The following is an 18055-nucleotide window of genomic DNA, read 5'->3' on the forward strand; positions in this document are numbered from 1 at the left end:
GATTTATCGGGAAATCCCGTGGAAAGTCTGACGCCAGACTTACGGGGAAACCCTGATTGCACTACAATAGCATGGTGCATTGCACAACACTCAGTTGCACCCCATTGAGTGCCCCGGGGGCGCCATCCGCACCTCCGACTCACCACTTTGCCGCCCTCTACTGACGGGCGCGATCAGAACAGGAACCGTGTCGTGAACCCGCTCGAACTGAGCAAGGCCATCGGCGTCGTCACTCAGGACGACATCGACAAAACGGAAGCTGCGCAAGGCGCGCCGCGTTCCACCGTACTGGTGCGCGAGCTTGCTGCGCACCACCGGTCGCGCCTGCTCAAACACCTGCTTGCCCTGGGCGAGGAAGACCGCCTGCTGCGTTTCGGCCAGGTGGTGCGGGATCACGTCATCGAGGCGTACGTCGACAGCATCGATTTCGACCACGACAAGGTTTTCGGCGTCTACAACGAGCGCCTGGAGCTGACCGGCGTGGGCCACCTCGCCTACCTGCGCGACAACCCGCAAGGGCGCGTGGCGGAGTTCGGCGTGTCGGTGTCGGAATCGGCGCGCGGCAAGGGCGTGGGCAGCGCGCTGTTCCAGCGTGCCGCCATGCATGGCCAGAACACCAAGGTGCGCACGCTGTACATGCACTGCCTGTCGCGCAACGCGGCCATGATGCACATCGCCAAGAAGGCCGGCATGCGCGTGCAATACGCCTACGGCGAGGCCGATGCCTACCTGGAATTGCCGCCCGCTGACACGATGAGCCTGTTGACCGAAGCCATCGACGAACAAGTCGCCGATCTCGACTACATGCTCAAGCGCAACCTGCGTGACGTGCGCCGTTTCGGCCAGCGCTTCTGGCGCTCACTGGTGCCGCAAAAGCGCACTGTGTAAGCGGCAGTGCTTGGGGTGAACCGTCAGGTGTCACCCAGCGGCATTATCTTCATCGGCCCCCGCGGCGCTTTCGACATTGGCTGACATGCGCTGCAGCACGGCGCGAAAGCGCTCCAGATCGGCCACGTCGATACCGGCGCGCAAACGCGCGTCGTACGCGATGGCCGCATCCCGAAGCTTGAAGAAGAGCGCCCGCCCCGCATCCGTCAGCGCCACCTGATGGACCCTGCGGTTGTCGGGCAGCGGGCTTCGCATCAATAGGCCGTCCTTTTCCATGCCGTTCAGATGATGCGTGAGCGTGGGCCCTTGCACGCCCACCGTAGCGGCCAGCTCAGCCTGGGTACGGTGCTCACCAGCCATCAGCGCCTTCAGGATCAGCCACATCGGCAGCGATCCGCCCCGCTCCTGCAATGCGTCGTCAAACGCGCGGGCCGTCGTCTTGGCGGTCTGGGCGAGGAGGAATCCCACAGGGGTGCCATGGGCTTGCTTTGGCTTCATGTTGGCCTATGATAGATATCGAATCATTCGATGTCAAAGAATGGTCCGCGCCAGATGGACCCCGAGTGCTTGCCCAACCCGCAGTTCAAATCAGGAGTCACCATGCAATTCAGTTGGATTCTGTTGATTGCGCTTCACGCCATGGCCACAGTGTTCTGGACCGGTTCCACCTTCATGCTCGCCCGCACCGGCGGTGCCAATGCCGATGTCATGTTTCGCCCGCAGATGGGCGCGGCAACGATGGCCGTGCTGACAGGTCTCGCGCTCGGCGCGATGGTCCACGCCGGGCTGCTCGGCTGGCCGCGCACCGTGCTCATGATCGGCGCGCTGGCGGCCGTTGCGGCGGCCGGCGTGCAAGGCGCACTGCGCAAGCGACCCGCCCTGGCGCATCGCGTTGCAGCGCCGCTGTTGGCTGTCGCCCTGGTGTGCATGGTCATTGCCCGTTATGTCGGCTGAAGGAGGTTCGCCATGATTGTGCTTGATCACACCATCCTGCGGGTACGCAACGCGGCCCGCGCGGTCGACTTCTATACCCAGGTGCTCGGCTTCGCGCACGAGGGGCAGATGGGCCCTTTCGATGTCGTGCGCGTGAACGACACCTTCACGCTCGACTTGCGCGAGGTCGACGAACTCCAGAGCGAACACCTCGCCTTCAGCATGGGCCGCGCGTTGTTCGACACCATCCACGCCCGGCTGGTGGAACGCGGCATCGCGTACGGCGGCTCGCCGTTCGACCGGCGCAGTGGACAGGTCGGGCAGAGCTTTGGCGCGCGCGGCATGGCCGCATCGATCTACTTTGACGATCCCGACGGCCACGCGCTGGAGATCCGTGCCTATCCGGATCCGACTGCCACCGCCTAGGGCAATTGCGTGCTTGTCAGCCGCGCGGGTGCCTTCCCTACGATGAGGATGCGGCACCTCTCGCTCTCCAGCGGCGGCCATCAGCGTCGCCAGCGAGCCGATGCCGAGGCAAGAAGGAGACGACGATGAAGACACCATCCGCGCAATCGATGCTGCTGGTCACGGCCATGCTGCTTTGCCTGGGCGCTGCGCCCGCTGCCGCGCAGGACGCCGCCATGGGCGACATGACGATGATCAACCCCTCCGCCCTGAAGTGGGTCGACGCGCCGCCCGGCTTGCCCAAGGGCGCCAAGCTGGCCGTGCTCTACGGTGACCCGGGCAAGGACGGCCCCTATGTCGTCCGCCTGAAAGCGCCGGGCGGCTACAAGGTGCCGCCGCACTGGCACACCCAGACGGAGAACCTCACGGTGATCTCGGGCACCCTCTATCTGGGCAGCGGCGACACCATGGACATGGGCGCCGCGCATGCGCTCAAGACCGGCGGCTTTCACAATCTGCCAGGAGGCATGCATCACTACGCCTTCACCAAGACGGCAACGGTGGTGCAGATTCATGGCACGGGGCCGCTGGACGTCAAATACGTCAACCCGCAGGACGATCCGTCGGCCAAGCAGTAACGCCTGACGCGCCAGCGTCGATGATTGCCAGCGGCCGGCAAGGTACATAAACAGCCGTTAACACGCGGCGGCCGGGCGCTGGCTACCATGCCCCTCCACAGGTCAAGCAACCACGGAGGGGCAGATGGTCACCCAGGCCCAGGCGAAGCCCAAAACCGATTTCGAGCGCTGGCAGGATTACATCAACACGGCCGCCCAGCACCCCGACCGCTGGAATGGCTACGACTGCGACATCCGGGCTGCGGTGGCGGAATACAACCGCCACCTGATGGGCAACGCCGGCTATCTGCCGCTGGACTGGCAGATCGTCAAGGCGATGGTGTGGGTCGAGACCGGTGCCGATTCGGAAGCGTGGTCCACCTGCCCAATGCAGATCGGCAACCTGGGCGACCCCGCCTTGAATACCCTGCTGCGCGGCGAAGAAGGCAGCGACCTGATCGTCCCGCCCGCCATCCGCACCCGGTTGAACGCGGGCCTGGCCCGGACGGTGCCGGCGTGGAACATTCGCGCCGGCGTCGGCTACCTGCTCACGCGCATGGCCAAGTTCGACGTCCGGAGCGTGCGCGATGCCGACGACAAGGTCTACGAAGTCGCCGTCAAGGCAGGCGACAGCTTTGACAAGATCGCCCGCGCGCAGGGCTCGACCCTGGCGGAGATGCGCGCGCTCAATCCGAATGCCGCAACACTCAAACCCGGACAGGTGGTCAAATACCGCAAGGCCGCCATGCGCAAGGTGATTACCGGCTGGCGGCCCGTGACGACGCAGAACATTGCCGTGCTGTACAACCACGGCGACGCCGCGTACATCCGGAAACTCGATTACGTGCTCACGCTCATCCCGAAGATCGGAACCGCCGCATGCAAGTAGGCCGCCTCCTTATCGCCGTGTCGCTGCTCGCCGCGCAATCGGCCATGGCCGCAGATGCGTTGACCGGAACCTTCCGCGGCGATGGCCGTGCCTGCTACGGCGCCTTGTTCGTCCGCCCGAAGACCATCGAGTGGAATGCCAGCTTCTTCAAGTGCGGCCCCGCGCGCTACAAGGTGATCGAGCAGGACCTGTCGGGCGAGCATCCGCATGCGGCGTTCAAGATTGAAGACCGCCACAAGCGCTGCGGCCTGGCCGTCATCGAGGTCTCCCGCTACAGCGAGTTCTCGTGGAGCGTAAAGGGCTACCCAACGATGGAGGCGTACCAGAAGCGCGAAGATCCCGGCTGGAAGGATTCCGCTGATCCCGCACGCCAAGTCGCCCTGTGCGGCATGCGCAAGGAATAGCGCAGCCAACGCGCCGCCGCCATGCAGCCGCTCCAACGCTTCGCCCTGGAGAAACACAGCGGCCCGTATGAGCAGTGGCCCATGCGCACCCGCGTGATCGTCGACGGCGTTCCGCACCCGACGCTCACCATCCCCGGCTACGAGCTGCTGCGGCAATACCAGACGGACCTCGGCTTCGTCCTCATCACCAGTTACGACTGCCCGTTTGAAGAGGCCGTCTCCATCACGCTCATCGCGCCCGACCTTTCGCGCGCGATCAGCACCGGCACCATCGGTGCGGCGTACTACACGTTCTGGCTGGATGAGGTGGAGTGGATCGACGGGAACCACTTCCGCCTGACCTGCGAAAACGCCGAGGGTGATTGGCTTGTCACGCTGCGCGCCCGGCATATCCCGGTGTTATCGCCTGCCGTCTTCATCAAGCGCCGCGTGGCGCCACCGGTCGAACCTGCGGTGTAGAGTGAAAGCCGCCTCCTTCACCGACACCCGCATCGCCATGACCGACGACGAACGCGCCATCCGCAACGTGGTTGACACCTGGCTCGCCGCCAGCAAAACCGGCGACATCGATACCGTGCTCGGCCTGATGACCGATGACGTGCTGTTTCTCACGCCGGGCCAACCGCCCTTCGGCAAGGACGCCTTCGCCAAGATGTCGGGCGACATGAAGGACGTGCACATCGACGGCACGAGCGATATTCAGGAGGTGCAGGTGTTTGGTGACATGGCTTACTTGCGCAACGCGCTGCGCATCGTCATCACGATGCCGGATGGAAAGGAGATGCGGCGCTCGGGGCAGACGTTGACGATTCTGCGGAAAGAGGCGGATGGGAAGTGGCGGTTGGTGCGGGATGCGAATTTGGTGATGGCTGACTCGAATCCGCGCTGAGAAACTATGCTCTACACAACTTCCGCATGCGCCCGATTCGGTCATCCCGAGATTCAGGTCAACGCATCAAGCAGCGCTGTGCTGCCGGGTGACATTGCCTGGTTCCTCCAATTTCTTGAAGCGCGCGTTGCGGCTGGCACTCAGTTCCGCGTCGGGCAGACACTGCAAGTCGGCTGGATGATCACCCGTATTGAAGACGGGTCCGACGGGCTGCTGCGCGTGACCGAACCTGACATGCAGGTGATCCCCGTTCGATTCGTTGAATCGATCGACAGTACGCTGACACACCTGCGCAATCAGAAAGACATCGTCGAAAGTTTGCGTCCGCCTCAGGAGATTGCATTCCCATCGCTACAGCAAAGTGCGGTCGTACACAAAAGCTACAAGACGGCTCGCCGACTGCTTTTGACCAGGTATGAGCCGAGAGATGCCGATTCGGGTTGGATGATCACTGACTTGGAGGACACATCCGACGCCGACAGCCCTGAGAACTACGTGCGCATCTCGCTGTATCAGCTCGGGATCGATCGGCCCGATTTGATTCGTTTTTTCGCGATACCGGCAGGCCTGCAAGTTGCAATCGATGGATTCATCGGCGTGCTCGGCCCCGATGGTGAACTACAACAAGCGCCCGGCTCCTACCTTGCTGAGTTGAATCGACTCGCAGAACAACATTCGGGTTGACATGCCCTAGTGGCGTCACAGACGGCAACCCCTCAAACCACCACCGGCAACGCCGTCGTATCCTTGATCCGTTCCAACGCAAAGCTGCTCTTTACATCGATCACCGCCGGGTGCGCGAGCAGCTGATCGCGGATGAAGCGCGCGAAGTGCTCCATGTCTTCCACGAACACCTTGAGCAGGTAATCCATCTCGCCGGTCATGGCGTAGCACGTGACCACCTCGGGCCATGTCGCCACCGCGGCGCGAAAGATGTCTGAGGGCCCCTTGCCCTTGGGCGCGCCGCCCTGCTTTTCCAGCCGAACGTTGATGTACGCCGACAGCCCCAGCCCGATCTTGGTCGGGTCGAGCAGCGCGGCGTATTGGCGGATGACGCCGGACTCTTCCAGGCGCCGGATGCGTCGCAAACACGGGCTGGGCGACAGATTCACCCGCTCGGCGACTTCCAGATTGGTGAGGCGGCCGTTGTTCTGCAGGACTTCCAGGATCTTGCGGTCGATCTTGTCGAGTTCTACTTTATTCATTTTGTTGCTCCGCACCAATTAATTCGGCAATTTTCTTGCGCAAATTTAGCAAGGTGGGCACAACTTCGCAATTTTTGCTTGGACGGACACTCCTACACTGCGAGGATCGTCAAAGACCTGAGCGCCCTAACGGCGCCCGCCCCGCAGGAGACTCACCATGCAATTCACGCCTTGGGAAAACCCGATGGGCACCGCCGGCTTCGAGTTCATCGAATATGCCGCGCCGGACCCCGTTGCCATGGGCCAGCTGTTCGAAAACATGGGCTTTACCGCCATCGCGAAGCACCGTCACAAGAACGTGACGCTGTATCGCCAGGGCGAGATCAACTTCATCATCAACGCCGAGCCGGATTCGTTCGCGCAGCGCTTTGCGCGCCTGCACGGCCCGTCGATCTGCGCGATCGCGTTTCGCGTGCAGGACGCCGCGTTCGCCTACAAGCGTGCGCTGGAACTGGGCGCCTGGGGCTTCGACACCCACAGCGGCCCAATGGAGCTGAACATTCCGGCCATCAAGGGCATCGGCGATTCGCTGATCTACCTGGTCGACCGCTGGACCGGCAAGAACGACGCCAAGGCCGGCGACATCGGCAACATCAGCATCTACGACGTCGATTTCGTGCCCATCGCGGGCGCCAACCCCAACCCCACCGGGCACGGCCTGACCTACATCGACCACCTGACGCACAACGTCTACCGTGGCCGGATGAAGGAATGGGCCGAGTTTTACGAACGCTTCTTCAACTTCCGTGAAGTGCGCTACTTCGACATCGAAGGCCAGGTCACGGGCGTGAAGAGCAAGGCGATGACGAGCCCGTGCGGCAACATCCGCATCCCCATCAACGAGGAAGGGACGGAGAAGGCCGGTCAGATCCAGGAGTATCTGGACATGTACCACGGCGAGGGCATCCAGCACATCGCGCTCGGTTCGACCAACCTGTTCAACACGGTGGACGCGCTGCGCAGCAAGGGCATCAAGCTGCTCGACACGATCGACACGTATTACGAACTGGTCGACAAGCGCATCCCCGGCCATGGCGAAGACGTGGCGGAACTGAAGAAGCGCAAGATCCTCATCGATGGCGCGCCGGGCGACCTGCTGCTGCAGATCTTCTCGGAAAACCAGCTTGGGCCGATCTTCTTCGAGTTCATCCAGCGCAAGGGCAACCAAGGTTTTGGCGAGGGCAACTTCAAGGCGCTCTTCGAGTCGATCGAACTCGACCAGATGCGCCGCGGCGTGCTCAAGGCCGACGATCAGCCGGCCTGAAGACCCTCAAGCTTCAGGCGTGCTGTACCCGCACCCCGATGGTTCGCCATCGGGGTGTTTTTTATGGGCGTTGCGGCATGCGCGCATGCGGCGCTGACATGGCCCCGTCGCCAAACCGACCCACGCCGGTCTTGCAATGCATTGAGGATACGGATGGGCACAGGCAATAAAAACGGCGCCCGAAGGCGCCGCTTGCGTGCGGAGATTCAAACGAGGCGTCACTCGCCCTTGGTCGCCGACGGGCCGCCCGGCATGGCTGCCGCCGCCGGCGTATTCATCTGCGCCTTGCGGGCGTCGTGACGGGCCTTCATGTAAGCGCGGATCTCGTTTTCGGTGATCTTGCCGTCGTGGTTGGCGTCTATCTGGTCGAAGTTCTTGGCCAGACGCGGCATGCCGGCCTGCACTTCGTCCTTGGTCAGGCTGCCGTCGTTGTCCTTGTCGGCCGCCTTGAACTTGGCGTCGAAGCGCTGCGCCATCTTTTCATGCATCTCGCCCTTGTGGGCCTTGTGCCACGCCGCCAGCTCGTCCTTGCTGAGTTGACCGTCGTGGTTGGCGTCAATCTGGTCGAAGTTCTTCTCGAGCCACGCATGGCCCTTGGCCTCGTCACGCGAGATCTGGCCGTCGCCGTTGGTGTCGATGGCCTTGAAGCCGCCGTGGTGGCCCGGCTTGCCTGCGCGGGCGCTATTCTGCGGTGCAGCCGGCGCAGCGGCGGTGGCCGGCGCTTGTGCGCTGGCGGCGGGGGCGCTGGCATCCTGGGCGCGGGCGTTCATGCCCGACATGGCCAGGAACAGGGCCGAGGTGGCGAGGAAGGCTTGGACAGCACGTTTGTTGGTCATGGTCAGCTCCTTTTCACATGGACTGTGTAGCCGATTAGAACCCGACAATGCCGGCGCGTTGCCGGCTTTTACACGCTGTTACCCCGTTGACACCCGCTGTAATATGCGCCCGCCCGCGCATGGCCAGTCACGACACGGGCGCCATGCTTATTGGTCGGCGCCCGGCTGGGGCGTGTCGCCCTTGCGTGCAGCGGCCGCTGCGCGGTGGCGCGGGCCCACGATGCCGCCGCCTTGGTTGGCAGGCTCGTCGCCTGTATTGATCTGTGCGGGGGCGATGGGCAGCATGGCGCCCGGCATGGCGGTGTTGGCCGGGTTGTTGGCCACCGCCGGTGCGGGAGGCGCTGGCGGCGTAGACATTGGTGCTGCAGCACCCGCGGGCGGCAGCGGCATGGCCGGCGCATTGCGATTGGCCGGCGACACGCCTGCCACGGCGCTGGCCGGCAGCGGAATCTCCTGGCGCGCACCATTGCGCTCGATCACCACGGAGCGTGCCTTGATTTCCACCAGCTTCAGATTGGACGACAGCGACTTGCCGGCCCGCACGGCCTGCGGTGCGCCGCCATCCACCGACACGATGGCCGCGCCCGAACCATCGGCCAGATCGGCCACCACGCCCATCACCTGCACATCGCGCGGGCCATTCTGCGGACCGCCGCCGAAGAGCGTGACGGCCGCGCCGGTCTCCAGCGCATCGGTCTGCGCCACGCGGGCCTCACGCGGCGCGCCGAGCGAGCGCAGCGACGACAGCGTCAGCACCCAGTGCGTCAGGAGCGCACACAGGGCAGCAAACAGTACAAGGCTGAGCAGGCGGGACGACTGTCGAGCGTTCATGAAATGGGGCGAGGCACCGTAGGAATATGCCGATTCTATCCGCCCTTCATGCCGGTTCGGTGAACAGCTTGGAGGGGCGGCTCTAGAGCCAACACAGCATGACCCTGCCGCGCAATATATGGTCATATCTCACGGATATACTGTGTCTCTTCCCCTTATTGCCAACTCTGTCGCCATGATGCAAGGCCAACTTCGCTCCTCCTTCCGCCAGCGTGCCCTCGCCCGACATGCAGCGCGCGGCTTCACCCTGATCGAAATCATGGTGGTGGTGGTGATCCTGGGTATCCTCGCCGCGCTGGTGGTGCCGAAGATCATGAGCCGCCCCGACGAGGCGCGGATCATCGCCGCCAAGCAGGACATCGCTTCCATTTCGCAGGCGCTCAAGCTCTATCGCCTGGACAACGGCCGCTACCCGACCACCGAGCAGGGCATCAGCGCGCTGGTGACCAAGCCGACCACCGAGCCCATCCCCAACAACTGGAAAGGCGGCGGCTATCTGGAACGCCTGCCCAAAGACCCGTGGGGCCATCCGTACCAATACCTGAACCCGGGCGTGCGCGGCGAAGTGGACGTCTTCAGCTTCGGCGCCGACGGCCAAGCCGGCGGCACGGGCAACGACGCCGATATCGGCAACTGGGACAACTAAGCCGCCGCAGTCGCCCCGGCCACCCGCGCGCCATGTTCGGCCCACCACGCCGCCGCCGGCACCCTCGCGGCCGTCGCGGCCCCCTCGGCTTTACGCTGCTGGAGTTGCTGGTGGTGGTGGTCATCATCGGCATCGTGCTGGCCGTGGTGGCCGTGAACGCCACGCCCAATCCGCGCTCGCAACTGGCCGATGACGCGCAGAAGCTGGCTCGCCTGATCGAACTCGCACAGGAAGAGGCACAGCTCACCTCCCGCCCCGTGGCGTGGGAGGGCGATGCGCAAGGCTGGCGCTTCTACGAATCGACGCCCACCGGCTGGCGCGTGCTCAACCGCGACGTGCTCGCACCCGGCCATTGGCGCCAAGGCATGGACAACGTACAGATCGTCGCAGGTGCCGCTGCGGTGCCCGGCGCCCCGCAGCGCCTCGTGTTCGGTCGTGAGGCCATCGGCCTGCCGTGGCGCGTGGCACTGACCTCGCAGGGTGCGCGCGTCGACGTGGTGTCCGACGGCGGCCCGCGCGTGCTGACGGAGGCGCAAACGCAATGACGCGCCGCTTCCTCCGCCCTGCATCCGGCGTGCGCACGTGCGGCTTCACCCTGCTCGAAGTGCTGGTGGCGTTGACCATCGTGGCCGTGGCGCTCACCGCCACCATGCGCGCCATGGGCAGCATGACCACCGCCAGCGATTCCCTGCAGACGCGCATGATCGCCACCTGGAGCGCCGAAAACCACCTCGCCAACCTGCGCCTGGCACGCGTCTTCCCCGATCCGGGCGCGCGCGGCTTTGCGTGTCCGCAAGGCGATACGCAACTGTGGTGCGAAGAGACCATCGCCAGCACGCCCAATCCGGTGTTCCGCCGCGTGGAAGTGTCCGTCTACCCGGATGCCTCCAAATCCGTGCGGCTGGCGTGGCTCGTGACCCTGTTGCCGAACGATGCGCGCAATGTCTTCTAATCGCCCCGCGAACATCGGCGCGCGCGGCTTCACCCTGCTCGAGCTGCTGGTGGCAATCACGCTGCTGGCCATCCTGGCCGTGATCGCCTGGCGCGGGCTGGACAGCATGACCCGCACGCACGAAGCGCTGGCCCAGCGCGACGAACGCATCGAAGCACTCAAGACCGCCTACGCCCAGTTCGATGCCGATTGCACCCAACTGGCCGATCCGAACACGCTGTCGCGCTCGCCGGTGGAGGTGGACGCCAACCGCGTGCTGATGGTGCGCGACCGCCGCGACGATGGCCAGCCGCCCGCGTGGCAAGTGGTGCTCTACCGCATCGTCGACGGCCGGCTCGAGCGCCTCCAGACCCAACCGATCACCAACCGCGGCGACCTGCGCAACGCGATGGACAACCTGCGCCAGGGCGGCGTGGGTGCCGCGCGCTACCTGCTCGCCGCCAACGTTGACAGCATCAGCGCGCGCGCCTGGATCGAACCCGGCGGCTGGATGGACAACACGGGCGCGCTGTCGGCGGCGCTGTTCCCGGCGGGCAGCAACACCACCACCCTCACCGGCTTGCCGTCGGCTTCCTCGCCCAGCGCGTCGGCGCCGTCGGCCAACAGCCCGGGCGTGGTGGTGCCGGCCGCGTCGGTGCGCGCGGTGGAACTGGCATTGCTCGTGCGCATGACGCCGCAGGGCGCGCCGCAGCGCTTCACACGCATCTGCATGACGGGGCTCTGACATGGCGCGATGCTCCCGTCGACCTTCTCAACGCAATGCACGCCAGCGCGGCGCGGCCATCATCACGGCGCTGCTGGTGGTCACGCTGGCCGTGGTGATCGTGTCGGGCATGCTGTGGCGCCAGCAAGTAGAAATTCGCGCCGTAGAAAATCAGCGCCTGAAAGCGCAGGCCACGTGGATCGCGCGTGCGGGCATCGACTGGGCGCGCCTCATCCTGCGCGACGACCAGCGCCGCACCGGCGCCGTCGACCACCTGGGTGAAATCTGGGCCGTGCCGATCCAGGAAACCAAGCTGTCGGACTTTCTCGGCAGCTCGCTGCGCACGGACACCGCCGGCGAGGAGTCGTACCTCTCGGGCCGCATCTTCGATGCCCAGGCGCGCTTCAACCTGATGAACCTGCTGACGGCGCAGACGCTGGGCTCGCGCACCCTCATCACGGGCCGCGACAAGGACGCCATCAAGGCCTACGGCCTGCTGCTGCAGTCGCTGAGCATCGACCCCGCCCTGGCCAATGTCACGGCGACGTACCTGGCGCAGATGCTGGGCGGCTTCCAGTCGATCGAAGGCATGCAGGGCGGTCAGCAAGGCGGTGAAGATAGCGGCGGAAGTGGCGCCAACAGCAACGGCCCAAGACCGCTCGACGACGTGGCGAGCCTGCTGACGATTCCCGGCTACACGGCCGACATGATCGCCAAGCTGCGCCCCTACGTGGTTGTGCTGCCCACCCGCACGCAGATCAACGCCAACACGGCCAGCGCCGAAGTGCTGGCCGCCGTCATCCCGAACCTGAGCCTGGACCGCGCCCGCGCCCTGGTGCAGGCGCGCGACCGCGCGTACTTCCGCAATATCGGCGACGTCACCAATCAGTTGCGCGGCATCGCGCCCGGGGTCGACACCACCGCCGCGGCCAATCTGCTGGACGTGCAGACGCACTATTTCCTGGTCTACGGCATGGCCCGCCACGAGCGCGCCCGGATCGGAGAAGTGGCGCTTGTTTCACGTGGTGATCCGATCAACAATAACGCGACCCGCATCGTCTGGATCCGCCGCATCGACGAGATTCCGTCATGACAGCGGCGCAACACCCCTCCACGTGCGTACGCGCCGCTTGTAGACAGACCCTGGCCTTCGCCGTATTGTCATCCGCATCGTTCAGCATCGCGGGTCTTGCGCAATCCGGCGCTTCCGTTGGCAGTTCGCATTCACACTCTCAAGATCAATAGAGGAGCGGTTTGACGACCTCCCTGTACGTGCGCCTGCCGCACCGGCCCATTCAATCGCCCGAACGCTGGTCGGCGGGCGCGCTTGCCTCTGTGCCGTTCGCGCTGGTGCGTGAAGAAGGCGCGCTTGGGGCCCAACGCGTTCAGCGCGAAGGCACGTCGCGCACCGACGAGCTGCCCGCGGCCGATCGTCTCGTCCTCCTGCTGCCCGCCGCCGATGTGCTGCTGGTGCCGGCCAACGTGCCGCCGCTCGCGCTGCCCAAACTGCGTCTGGCCCTGCCCAACCTGGTGGAAGACCGCCTCGTGCAGGACGCGCAGCAATGCCATATCGCCCTTGGGCCGCGCTTGGGGGATGCCCCGGCCCGTGGCTGGCGGGCACCCCGCGAGCCGCAATCGCGCGCGCTGATGATTGCCGACCGCGCTTGGGTCCGCTTCATCCTCGATACCTTTGCCGGCCACAAGCACCGCACCTGCCATCTGCTGCCTGCGCAGCTTTGCGTGCCGTTTGAAACGCCTGCCGTAGCGGCAGCGCTGGTTGCAGAATCGGCAAACGCCGTCGAACGCGCGGAGCCGTCGCTCGATGCTTCCGCTGCCGCCGAGCCTGTAGTCGAATTGCCTGCGGCTGAAGCCGTGACTGTGGTCACACCGGCCACCATCGCGCTCGACGCGGCGCCGTCGTCCGACCCGGACGCGCCCGTGGCCATCGACATCACCGTACGCACCGGCCGCGCCGAGGGCTACGGCTTGCGCGTGCTGCCGGCCAACGTCGGCAACTGGCTGGGCATTGCGCCCACGCCGGCCACGCTGATGGTGTCGCCGGCACTGCGCGAGTTGGCGCCCGGCCTGTCGGCCGACCCCGCCACCGCCACGCTCGATTGGCCTACCTGGGCCGTCGGCGCACGCGATGCGCTGGCTTCAGGCGAAGCCGATCTCTGCCAGTTCGACTTTGCACGCGGCGGCGTGGCCGGCATGGACTGGAGCCTCTGGCGCCTGTCCATCGCGCTGGCCGTGCTGATCGTGGTCGTGCAGCTGATCGGCATGAACGCACGCTGGCTCACGCTGCGCGCCGAGCAGAAGCGGCTCGACACCGCCATGCGCGCGCAGCTGCAGACGGCATTCCCGAATACGCCCGTGATTCTCGACCCGCCCGCGCAGATGCGCCGCCAGGTCGAGCAGCTGCGGCTGGCCGCCGGCAAATCGGCGCCCGAAGACTTCCTGCCGCTGGCCGACCGCTTTGCCCAGGCTGCCACCGGCCTCGCGCCCGATGCGCTGCTCGCGCTCGATTACCACGGCCGCGCGCTCACGGTCACGCTCAAGGACGGCACCGACACCGCCAGCCTGCGCACCGCCGCCCGCAATGTCGGCCTGAACATGGACACCGCCGAGGCCCCGCGCGGTGCCGAGGCGACCGTACCGGGCTCGCGCTGGACGGTCTCCATCGCCCAATAACGCTTCCTCCATGGCGACTTCCTCCCCTTCCTCTTCCCGATCGTCATCCCGCCGCCTGCCGCGCATCGGCGTGCCGGACTCGGTGCGCGACGCTGCCACGACGTTCTGGATGCAGCGCGAGCCGCGCGAACGCCGCATCCTGGCCGGTGGCGGCGTGGTGCTGCTGCTTGTGATCGTCTACCTCGTGCTGTGGGAGCCGGCCTTCGAAGGCCAGCGCCGCATCGAGAAAGCGCTGCCGCAAATGCGTACGCAGCTCGCCGAGATGGAAACGCTGGGCCAGGAAGCGCGCGGCCTGTCGGCCATTGCCGCCGCGCCCGTGCCGCGCGGTGCGGAACTGCAGCAGGCGCTCAACACGAGCCTGACCAACCACGGCCTGAAGGCCACGCGGATGGCGATGTCGGGCGAGAGCGTGCAGGTGCAACTGGACAAGGTGCCCTTCGGCGCCGTCGCCGAATGGCTGCAGGAGGTGCGCCAGGCGCAGCGCATGAAGGTGATCGACACGAACATCAAATACGTGGGCGCGACGGCCCTGGTCAACGTGACGGCGACGCTGCAAGGCCCCGCCGCCGCTGGCCGCTGACGGGTCCGATCGTGCCGATGGGGATTGAATCGCTGCCGCCGCTGCGTTTGCGCCGCCGTGCCGGGCCGGACGAGCGCACGGGCCTCGGCTGGCGTGTGCTGTGGTGTGGCGTGGCGCTGCTGGCCGTGGGCGCAACCGTGGTGGCGCAGTATCCGGCCGCGTGGGCGGCGGAGCGCATCGCCGCAGCCACGGGACACCGTGTTTTGCTGGCCGACAGCCAGGGCAGTCTCTGGCACGGCAGTGCAACGCTTGCGCTGACCGCCGGCAACGGCGGCGCCGATGCGACCGTGCTGCCCGGCCGGCTGTCCTGGTCGATCGACATGCTGCCGCTGCTGACGGGCACGCTGCGCGCGCACCTGGCGCACGATCGCGCGCTGGAGAAACCGGTCACGCTGACGGTCACGCCGGGGCATTGGGAGGCAGAGGCCGGCGCGATCGCGTTGCCGGCATCGTTGCTGGAAGGCGTGGGCGCGCCCTTCAACACGCTCAAGCTGGATGGCCGGTTGCGGGCGCAGTGGACGCCGCTCTCGGGCCAATTCGGCAGTGGAAAGGGCCAGCCAAACACCGCCCAGGGCGCGCTGACTGTCACGCTCGAGCAGGTATCATCCAGCCTCAGCCGGGTACGGCCGCTGGGCAGTTACCAGGCGGTGGTGTCGTTTGGCGGCGTGAGCGGTGCGCCGATGCAGTTGTCGCTGTCGACACTGGCCGGGCCGCTCACCCTGCAGGGCCGGGGTACCCTTGGCCAGGGCGCGCATTTTGACGGGGTGGCCAGTGCCACGCCGGAGTCGGAACCGCAATTGATTGGCCTGTTGAGTCTGCTGGGCCCGCGCGACGGGTCCCTCCATCGACTCCGCTTTTGATCCTCAAGCCGGCGCGCGAGCCAGCGTGCCGACAACCATGAACGAGACCATGTACAACGCCTCTTCCCGACTCACCGTTCGCGCCATCGTCCTGGCATGCTGCGCAACAATGGTGGCCGGCTCGATGCCAGTCTTCGCCGCCCCGCCCAGTGCGGCATCCTCCCAGAACGGCGCCGCCGGCAACCCAGGGGATGAGGTCTCGCTGAATTTCGTCAACGCGGATCTCGACTCCGTGGTCAAGGCCGTCGGCCAGGCCACCGGCAAGAACTTCATCGTCGACCCGCGCGTGAAGGGCACCGTCAACCTCGTCACCGAAAAACCGGTGACGCGCGCGCAGGCGCTCGAATCGCTGGGCTCGATCCTGCGCATGCAGGGCTACGCGATTGTCGAGGGCAACGGTTTCACCAAGGTCGTGCCGGAAGCCGATGCCAAGCTGCAGGGCTCGCCCACCAGCGTCGGCGCGGCAGGCGCGCGCGGCGGCGAGCAGGTCGTCACGCAGGTCTTCCGCCTGCAGCACGAATCGGCCAACAACCTGGTGCCGGTGCTGCGCCCAATGATCGCGCCCAACAACACGATCACCGCCTACCCGGCCAACAACACGCTCGTCATTACCGATTACGCCGATAACCTGCGCCGCATCGGCCGCATCATCGCGTCGATCGACACGCCCGTGGCCGGCGAGACCGAACTGATTCCGCTGAAGAACGCCGTGGCCATCGACGTGGCGGCCACGCTGCAGAAGCTACTCGATCCGTCGGCCGGTGGTGCAGGCGGCGCGGCCGGTGCCGGCGCGGCGCTGTCGGACCCAAGCCTGCGTACGTCGGTCGTGGCAGAGCCGCGTTCGAACAGCGTGATGGTGCGTGCGTCGAGTGCGGCCCGTCTTGCCCAGGCCAAGCAACTGATCGCCAAGCTGGACGTGCCGAACGCGCGCCCCGGCAACATCTGGGTGGTGCCGCTCAAGAACGCCAACGCGGTGCAGCTGGCGACGACGCTGCGCGCGATCGTGGCGGCCGATGCGACGCTGTCGGCCTCCGCATCGACCGGCCCGGGCGGCCAGAGCGCCGCGCAAGGTGCGACTTCGCAGCCGGCCGGCGGCGTGAGCAACCTGCAGAATCAGAACACGCAGAACACCAACTACGGCAGCGGCTCGGGTTCGGGCAGCGGCTCGGGCAGCGGCAGCTCGTCGTTCCGCGCCTCCTTCGGGCAGAACAACACGCCGACCACCGGCGGCATCATCCAAGCCGATCCCGCCACCAACGCGCTGATCATCACCGCCAGCGAGCCGGTCTATCGCAACCTGCGCGCCGTGATCGACGACCTCGACGCGCGCCGCGCGCAGGTGTACATCGAATCGATGATCGTGGAGGTGACGGCCACCAAGGCATCGCAACTCGGCATCCAGTGGATGGCCGGTGGGGGCGGGCCGACCACGTTTTTTGGCGGCGGCACCAACTTCGGGACCGGCGCCAATAACCTGATCAACCTGGCGGGCACGATCGCCACCATCACGAGCGGCGGCATCGGCAGTACGGCCGCACAGACGGCCATCGGCACGCTCTCAAATAGCGTTGGCCAACTGAACGGCGGCAACTTCGGGGTGTTCAACAGGGGCAGCGGTTTGGGCGCCATCCTCAGCGCGCTGGGTTCGGACGGTTCGGTCAACGTGCTGTCCACGCCCAACCTGATTACGCTCGACAACGAAGAGGCCAAGATCCTCATCGGCCAGAACGTGCCGATCACAACCGGCTCCTATGCGCAGACCGGCAGCGCGGCTTCGGTCACGCCGTTCCAGACGTTCGACCGCAAGGACGTCGGCATCACGCTGCGCGTCAAGCCGCAGATCACCGACGGCGGGCTGGTGAAGATGCAGATCTTCCAGGAGTCTTCGGCCGTGGTGCCGGGCACGCAGAATGCGACGCAGGGCCCGACCACCAACGTGCGCTCGATCGAGACCAATGTGCTGGCCAACGACGGCCAGGTCGTCGTGCTGGGTGGCCTGCTGGAAGACAACTATCAGGACGGCGAGCAAAAGGTGCCGGGCCTGGGCGACATCCCCATCCTGGGCGCGCTGTTCCGCTCGGAAAACAAGACGCGTGTGAAGACGAACCTGCTGGTGTTCCTGCGCCCGATCATCCTGCGCACGGCCGATGCGACCGGCGCGCTGTCGGACAACCGCTACAACTACATGCGCGATACGCAGCAGGGCTTTGTCTCGCCGAACATGCTGCCGACCACATCGGACAAGGACACGCCGGTGCTGCCCTCGCCCAACGCCATGCGCCCGGCCGACAACTACGGCGATGTGTCGATCGTGCCGAAGGGCCCGGCCGGCACGCAGGTGCCCCCGGGCGCCCCGATGCCGATGCCGCAGGGCACCACGCGCAGCCAGCCGCGCCTGCAGAATTTCGCGGCGCCCACCTCGGGCGGCTACGACGGCAACGCGCCGCGCAATGGCGGCTGAC

General features: G+C 66.0%; 23 protein-coding genes. 19 read left to right on the top strand and 4 right to left on the bottom strand.

Annotation, left to right across the window (positions count from 1 at the left end; translation table 11 throughout):
* Positions 1-192 precede the first annotated feature (192 nt).
* Positions 193-888 carry a GNAT family N-acetyltransferase gene (locus tag ABIC76_RS07905; RefSeq protein WP_027680412.1) on the top strand — a complete coding sequence of 232 codons (696 nt, stop codon included), beginning with the start codon at positions 193-195 and terminating at the stop codon, positions 886-888.
* A gap of 30 nt (positions 889-918) precedes the next feature.
* Here ABIC76_RS07905 and ABIC76_RS07910 read toward each other — a convergent pair whose 3' ends face one another.
* Complete coding sequence (locus ABIC76_RS07910; RefSeq protein ID WP_354533606.1) at positions 919-1386, bottom strand: MarR family winged helix-turn-helix transcriptional regulator; 468 nt, start codon at positions 1384-1386, stop codon at positions 919-921.
* Between the two features lie 102 nt (positions 1387-1488).
* On the opposite strand from ABIC76_RS07910, the gene ABIC76_RS07915 reads away from it, so the two are divergent.
* From ABIC76_RS07915 to ABIC76_RS07950, 8 genes are all read left to right on the top strand, one after another.
* Positions 1489-1842 (top strand): hypothetical protein, encoded by a 354-nt coding sequence (locus tag ABIC76_RS07915; protein ID WP_354533607.1) that lies wholly within the window; start codon positions 1489-1491, stop codon positions 1840-1842.
* A 12-nt stretch (positions 1843-1854) separates the two neighbouring features.
* Positions 1855-2247, top strand: a complete 393-nt coding sequence (locus ABIC76_RS07920; protein ID WP_354533608.1) for a VOC family protein — start codon at positions 1855-1857, stop codon at positions 2245-2247.
* 125 nt (positions 2248-2372) lie between these two features.
* Positions 2373-2864, top strand: coding sequence for a cupin domain-containing protein (locus ABIC76_RS07925; RefSeq protein WP_354533609.1), 492 nt, complete (start codon positions 2373-2375; stop codon positions 2862-2864).
* Positions 2865-2988: 124 nt separating this feature from the next.
* Positions 2989-3732, top strand: a complete 744-nt coding sequence (locus ABIC76_RS07930; RefSeq protein ID WP_354533610.1) for a LysM peptidoglycan-binding domain-containing protein — start codon at positions 2989-2991, stop codon at positions 3730-3732.
* Complete coding sequence (locus ABIC76_RS07935; RefSeq protein ID WP_354533611.1) at positions 3723-4136, top strand: hypothetical protein; 414 nt, start codon at positions 3723-3725, stop codon at positions 4134-4136. Before ABIC76_RS07930 ends, ABIC76_RS07935 begins: the two co-directional genes overlap by 10 nt.
* 21 nt (positions 4137-4157) lie before the next feature.
* The gene (locus tag ABIC76_RS07940; protein ID WP_354533612.1) at positions 4158-4595 is read left to right on the top strand and encodes a hypothetical protein; all 438 of its coding nucleotides are present in this window, start codon (positions 4158-4160) and stop codon (positions 4593-4595) included.
* Positions 4596-4632: 37 nt separating this feature from the next.
* Entirely contained in the window at positions 4633-5025 is a 393-nt protein-coding gene (locus ABIC76_RS07945; protein WP_354534200.1) for an SgcJ/EcaC family oxidoreductase, read from the top strand.
* 6 nt (positions 5026-5031) lie between these two features.
* The gene (locus ABIC76_RS07950) at positions 5032-5709 is read left to right on the top strand and encodes an immunity protein Imm33 domain-containing protein (protein ID WP_354533613.1); all 678 of its coding nucleotides are present in this window, start codon (positions 5032-5034) and stop codon (positions 5707-5709) included.
* A 32-nt stretch (positions 5710-5741) separates the two neighbouring features.
* Here ABIC76_RS07950 and ABIC76_RS07955 read toward each other — a convergent pair whose 3' ends face one another.
* A complete protein-coding gene (locus tag ABIC76_RS07955; RefSeq protein ID WP_027680403.1) occupies positions 5742-6230 on the bottom strand; it encodes an Lrp/AsnC family transcriptional regulator in 489 nt (162 codons plus the stop codon).
* Between the two features lie 157 nt (positions 6231-6387).
* On the opposite strand from ABIC76_RS07955, the gene hppD reads away from it, so the two are divergent.
* Positions 6388-7494, top strand: a complete 1107-nt coding sequence (hppD, locus tag ABIC76_RS07960; RefSeq protein ID WP_102063930.1) for a 4-hydroxyphenylpyruvate dioxygenase — start codon at positions 6388-6390, stop codon at positions 7492-7494.
* A 218-nt stretch (positions 7495-7712) separates the two neighbouring features.
* On the opposite strand, the gene ABIC76_RS07965 is transcribed toward hppD, so the two are convergent.
* Both ABIC76_RS07965 and ABIC76_RS07970 read right to left on the bottom strand, forming a co-directional pair.
* Positions 7713-8330: an EF-hand domain-containing protein gene (locus ABIC76_RS07965; protein WP_354533614.1), complete on the bottom strand. Its 618-nt coding sequence runs from the start codon at positions 8328-8330 to the stop codon at positions 7713-7715.
* 147 nt (positions 8331-8477) lie between these two features.
* Positions 8478-9161 carry a type II secretion system protein N gene (locus ABIC76_RS07970; RefSeq protein ID WP_354533615.1) on the bottom strand — a complete coding sequence of 228 codons (684 nt, stop codon included), beginning with the start codon at positions 9159-9161 and terminating at the stop codon, positions 8478-8480.
* A gap of 175 nt (positions 9162-9336) precedes the next feature.
* Here ABIC76_RS07970 and gspG point away from each other — a divergent pair, with 175 nt between their 5' ends.
* The 9 genes from gspG to gspD all read left to right on the top strand — a co-directional run bounded on the left by gspG (position 9337) and on the right by gspD (position 18054).
* Complete coding sequence (gspG, locus tag ABIC76_RS07975) at positions 9337-9807, top strand: type II secretion system major pseudopilin GspG (RefSeq protein WP_009239680.1); 471 nt, start codon at positions 9337-9339, stop codon at positions 9805-9807.
* Between the two features lie 32 nt (positions 9808-9839).
* Entirely contained in the window at positions 9840-10352 is a 513-nt protein-coding gene (locus ABIC76_RS07980) for a GspH/FimT family pseudopilin (protein ID WP_354533616.1), read from the top strand.
* A complete protein-coding gene (gene gspI, locus ABIC76_RS07985; protein WP_354533617.1) occupies positions 10349-10759 on the top strand; it encodes a type II secretion system minor pseudopilin GspI in 411 nt (136 codons plus the stop codon). Before ABIC76_RS07980 ends, gspI begins: the two co-directional genes overlap by 4 nt.
* The gene (locus ABIC76_RS07990) at positions 10740-11483 is read left to right on the top strand and encodes a PulJ/GspJ family protein (RefSeq protein WP_354533618.1); all 744 of its coding nucleotides are present in this window, start codon (positions 10740-10742) and stop codon (positions 11481-11483) included. Before gspI ends, ABIC76_RS07990 begins: the two co-directional genes overlap by 20 nt.
* Position 11484: 1 nt before the next feature.
* The gene (gene gspK / locus ABIC76_RS07995; protein WP_354533619.1) at positions 11485-12555 is read left to right on the top strand and encodes a type II secretion system minor pseudopilin GspK; all 1071 of its coding nucleotides are present in this window, start codon (positions 11485-11487) and stop codon (positions 12553-12555) included.
* Between the two features lie 161 nt (positions 12556-12716).
* Positions 12717-14153: a type II secretion system protein GspL gene (gspL, locus tag ABIC76_RS08000; protein ID WP_354533620.1), complete on the top strand. Its 1437-nt coding sequence runs from the start codon at positions 12717-12719 to the stop codon at positions 14151-14153.
* A gap of 10 nt (positions 14154-14163) precedes the next feature.
* Complete coding sequence (locus ABIC76_RS08005; protein WP_015855827.1) at positions 14164-14733, top strand: type II secretion system protein M; 570 nt, start codon at positions 14164-14166, stop codon at positions 14731-14733.
* A gap of 17 nt (positions 14734-14750) precedes the next feature.
* Positions 14751-15593: a type II secretion system protein N gene (locus tag ABIC76_RS08010; RefSeq protein ID WP_102063921.1), complete on the top strand. Its 843-nt coding sequence runs from the start codon at positions 14751-14753 to the stop codon at positions 15591-15593.
* Positions 15594-15630: 37 nt separating this feature from the next.
* The gene (gene gspD, locus ABIC76_RS08015; RefSeq protein ID WP_354533621.1) at positions 15631-18054 is read left to right on the top strand and encodes a type II secretion system secretin GspD; all 2424 of its coding nucleotides are present in this window, start codon (positions 15631-15633) and stop codon (positions 18052-18054) included.
* Position 18055: the final 1 nt, after the last annotated feature.

The organism is Ralstonia sp. 1138, from assembly GCF_040544795.1.
In the GTDB taxonomy this organism is placed as follows: domain Bacteria; phylum Pseudomonadota; class Gammaproteobacteria; order Burkholderiales; family Burkholderiaceae; genus Ralstonia; species Ralstonia flatus.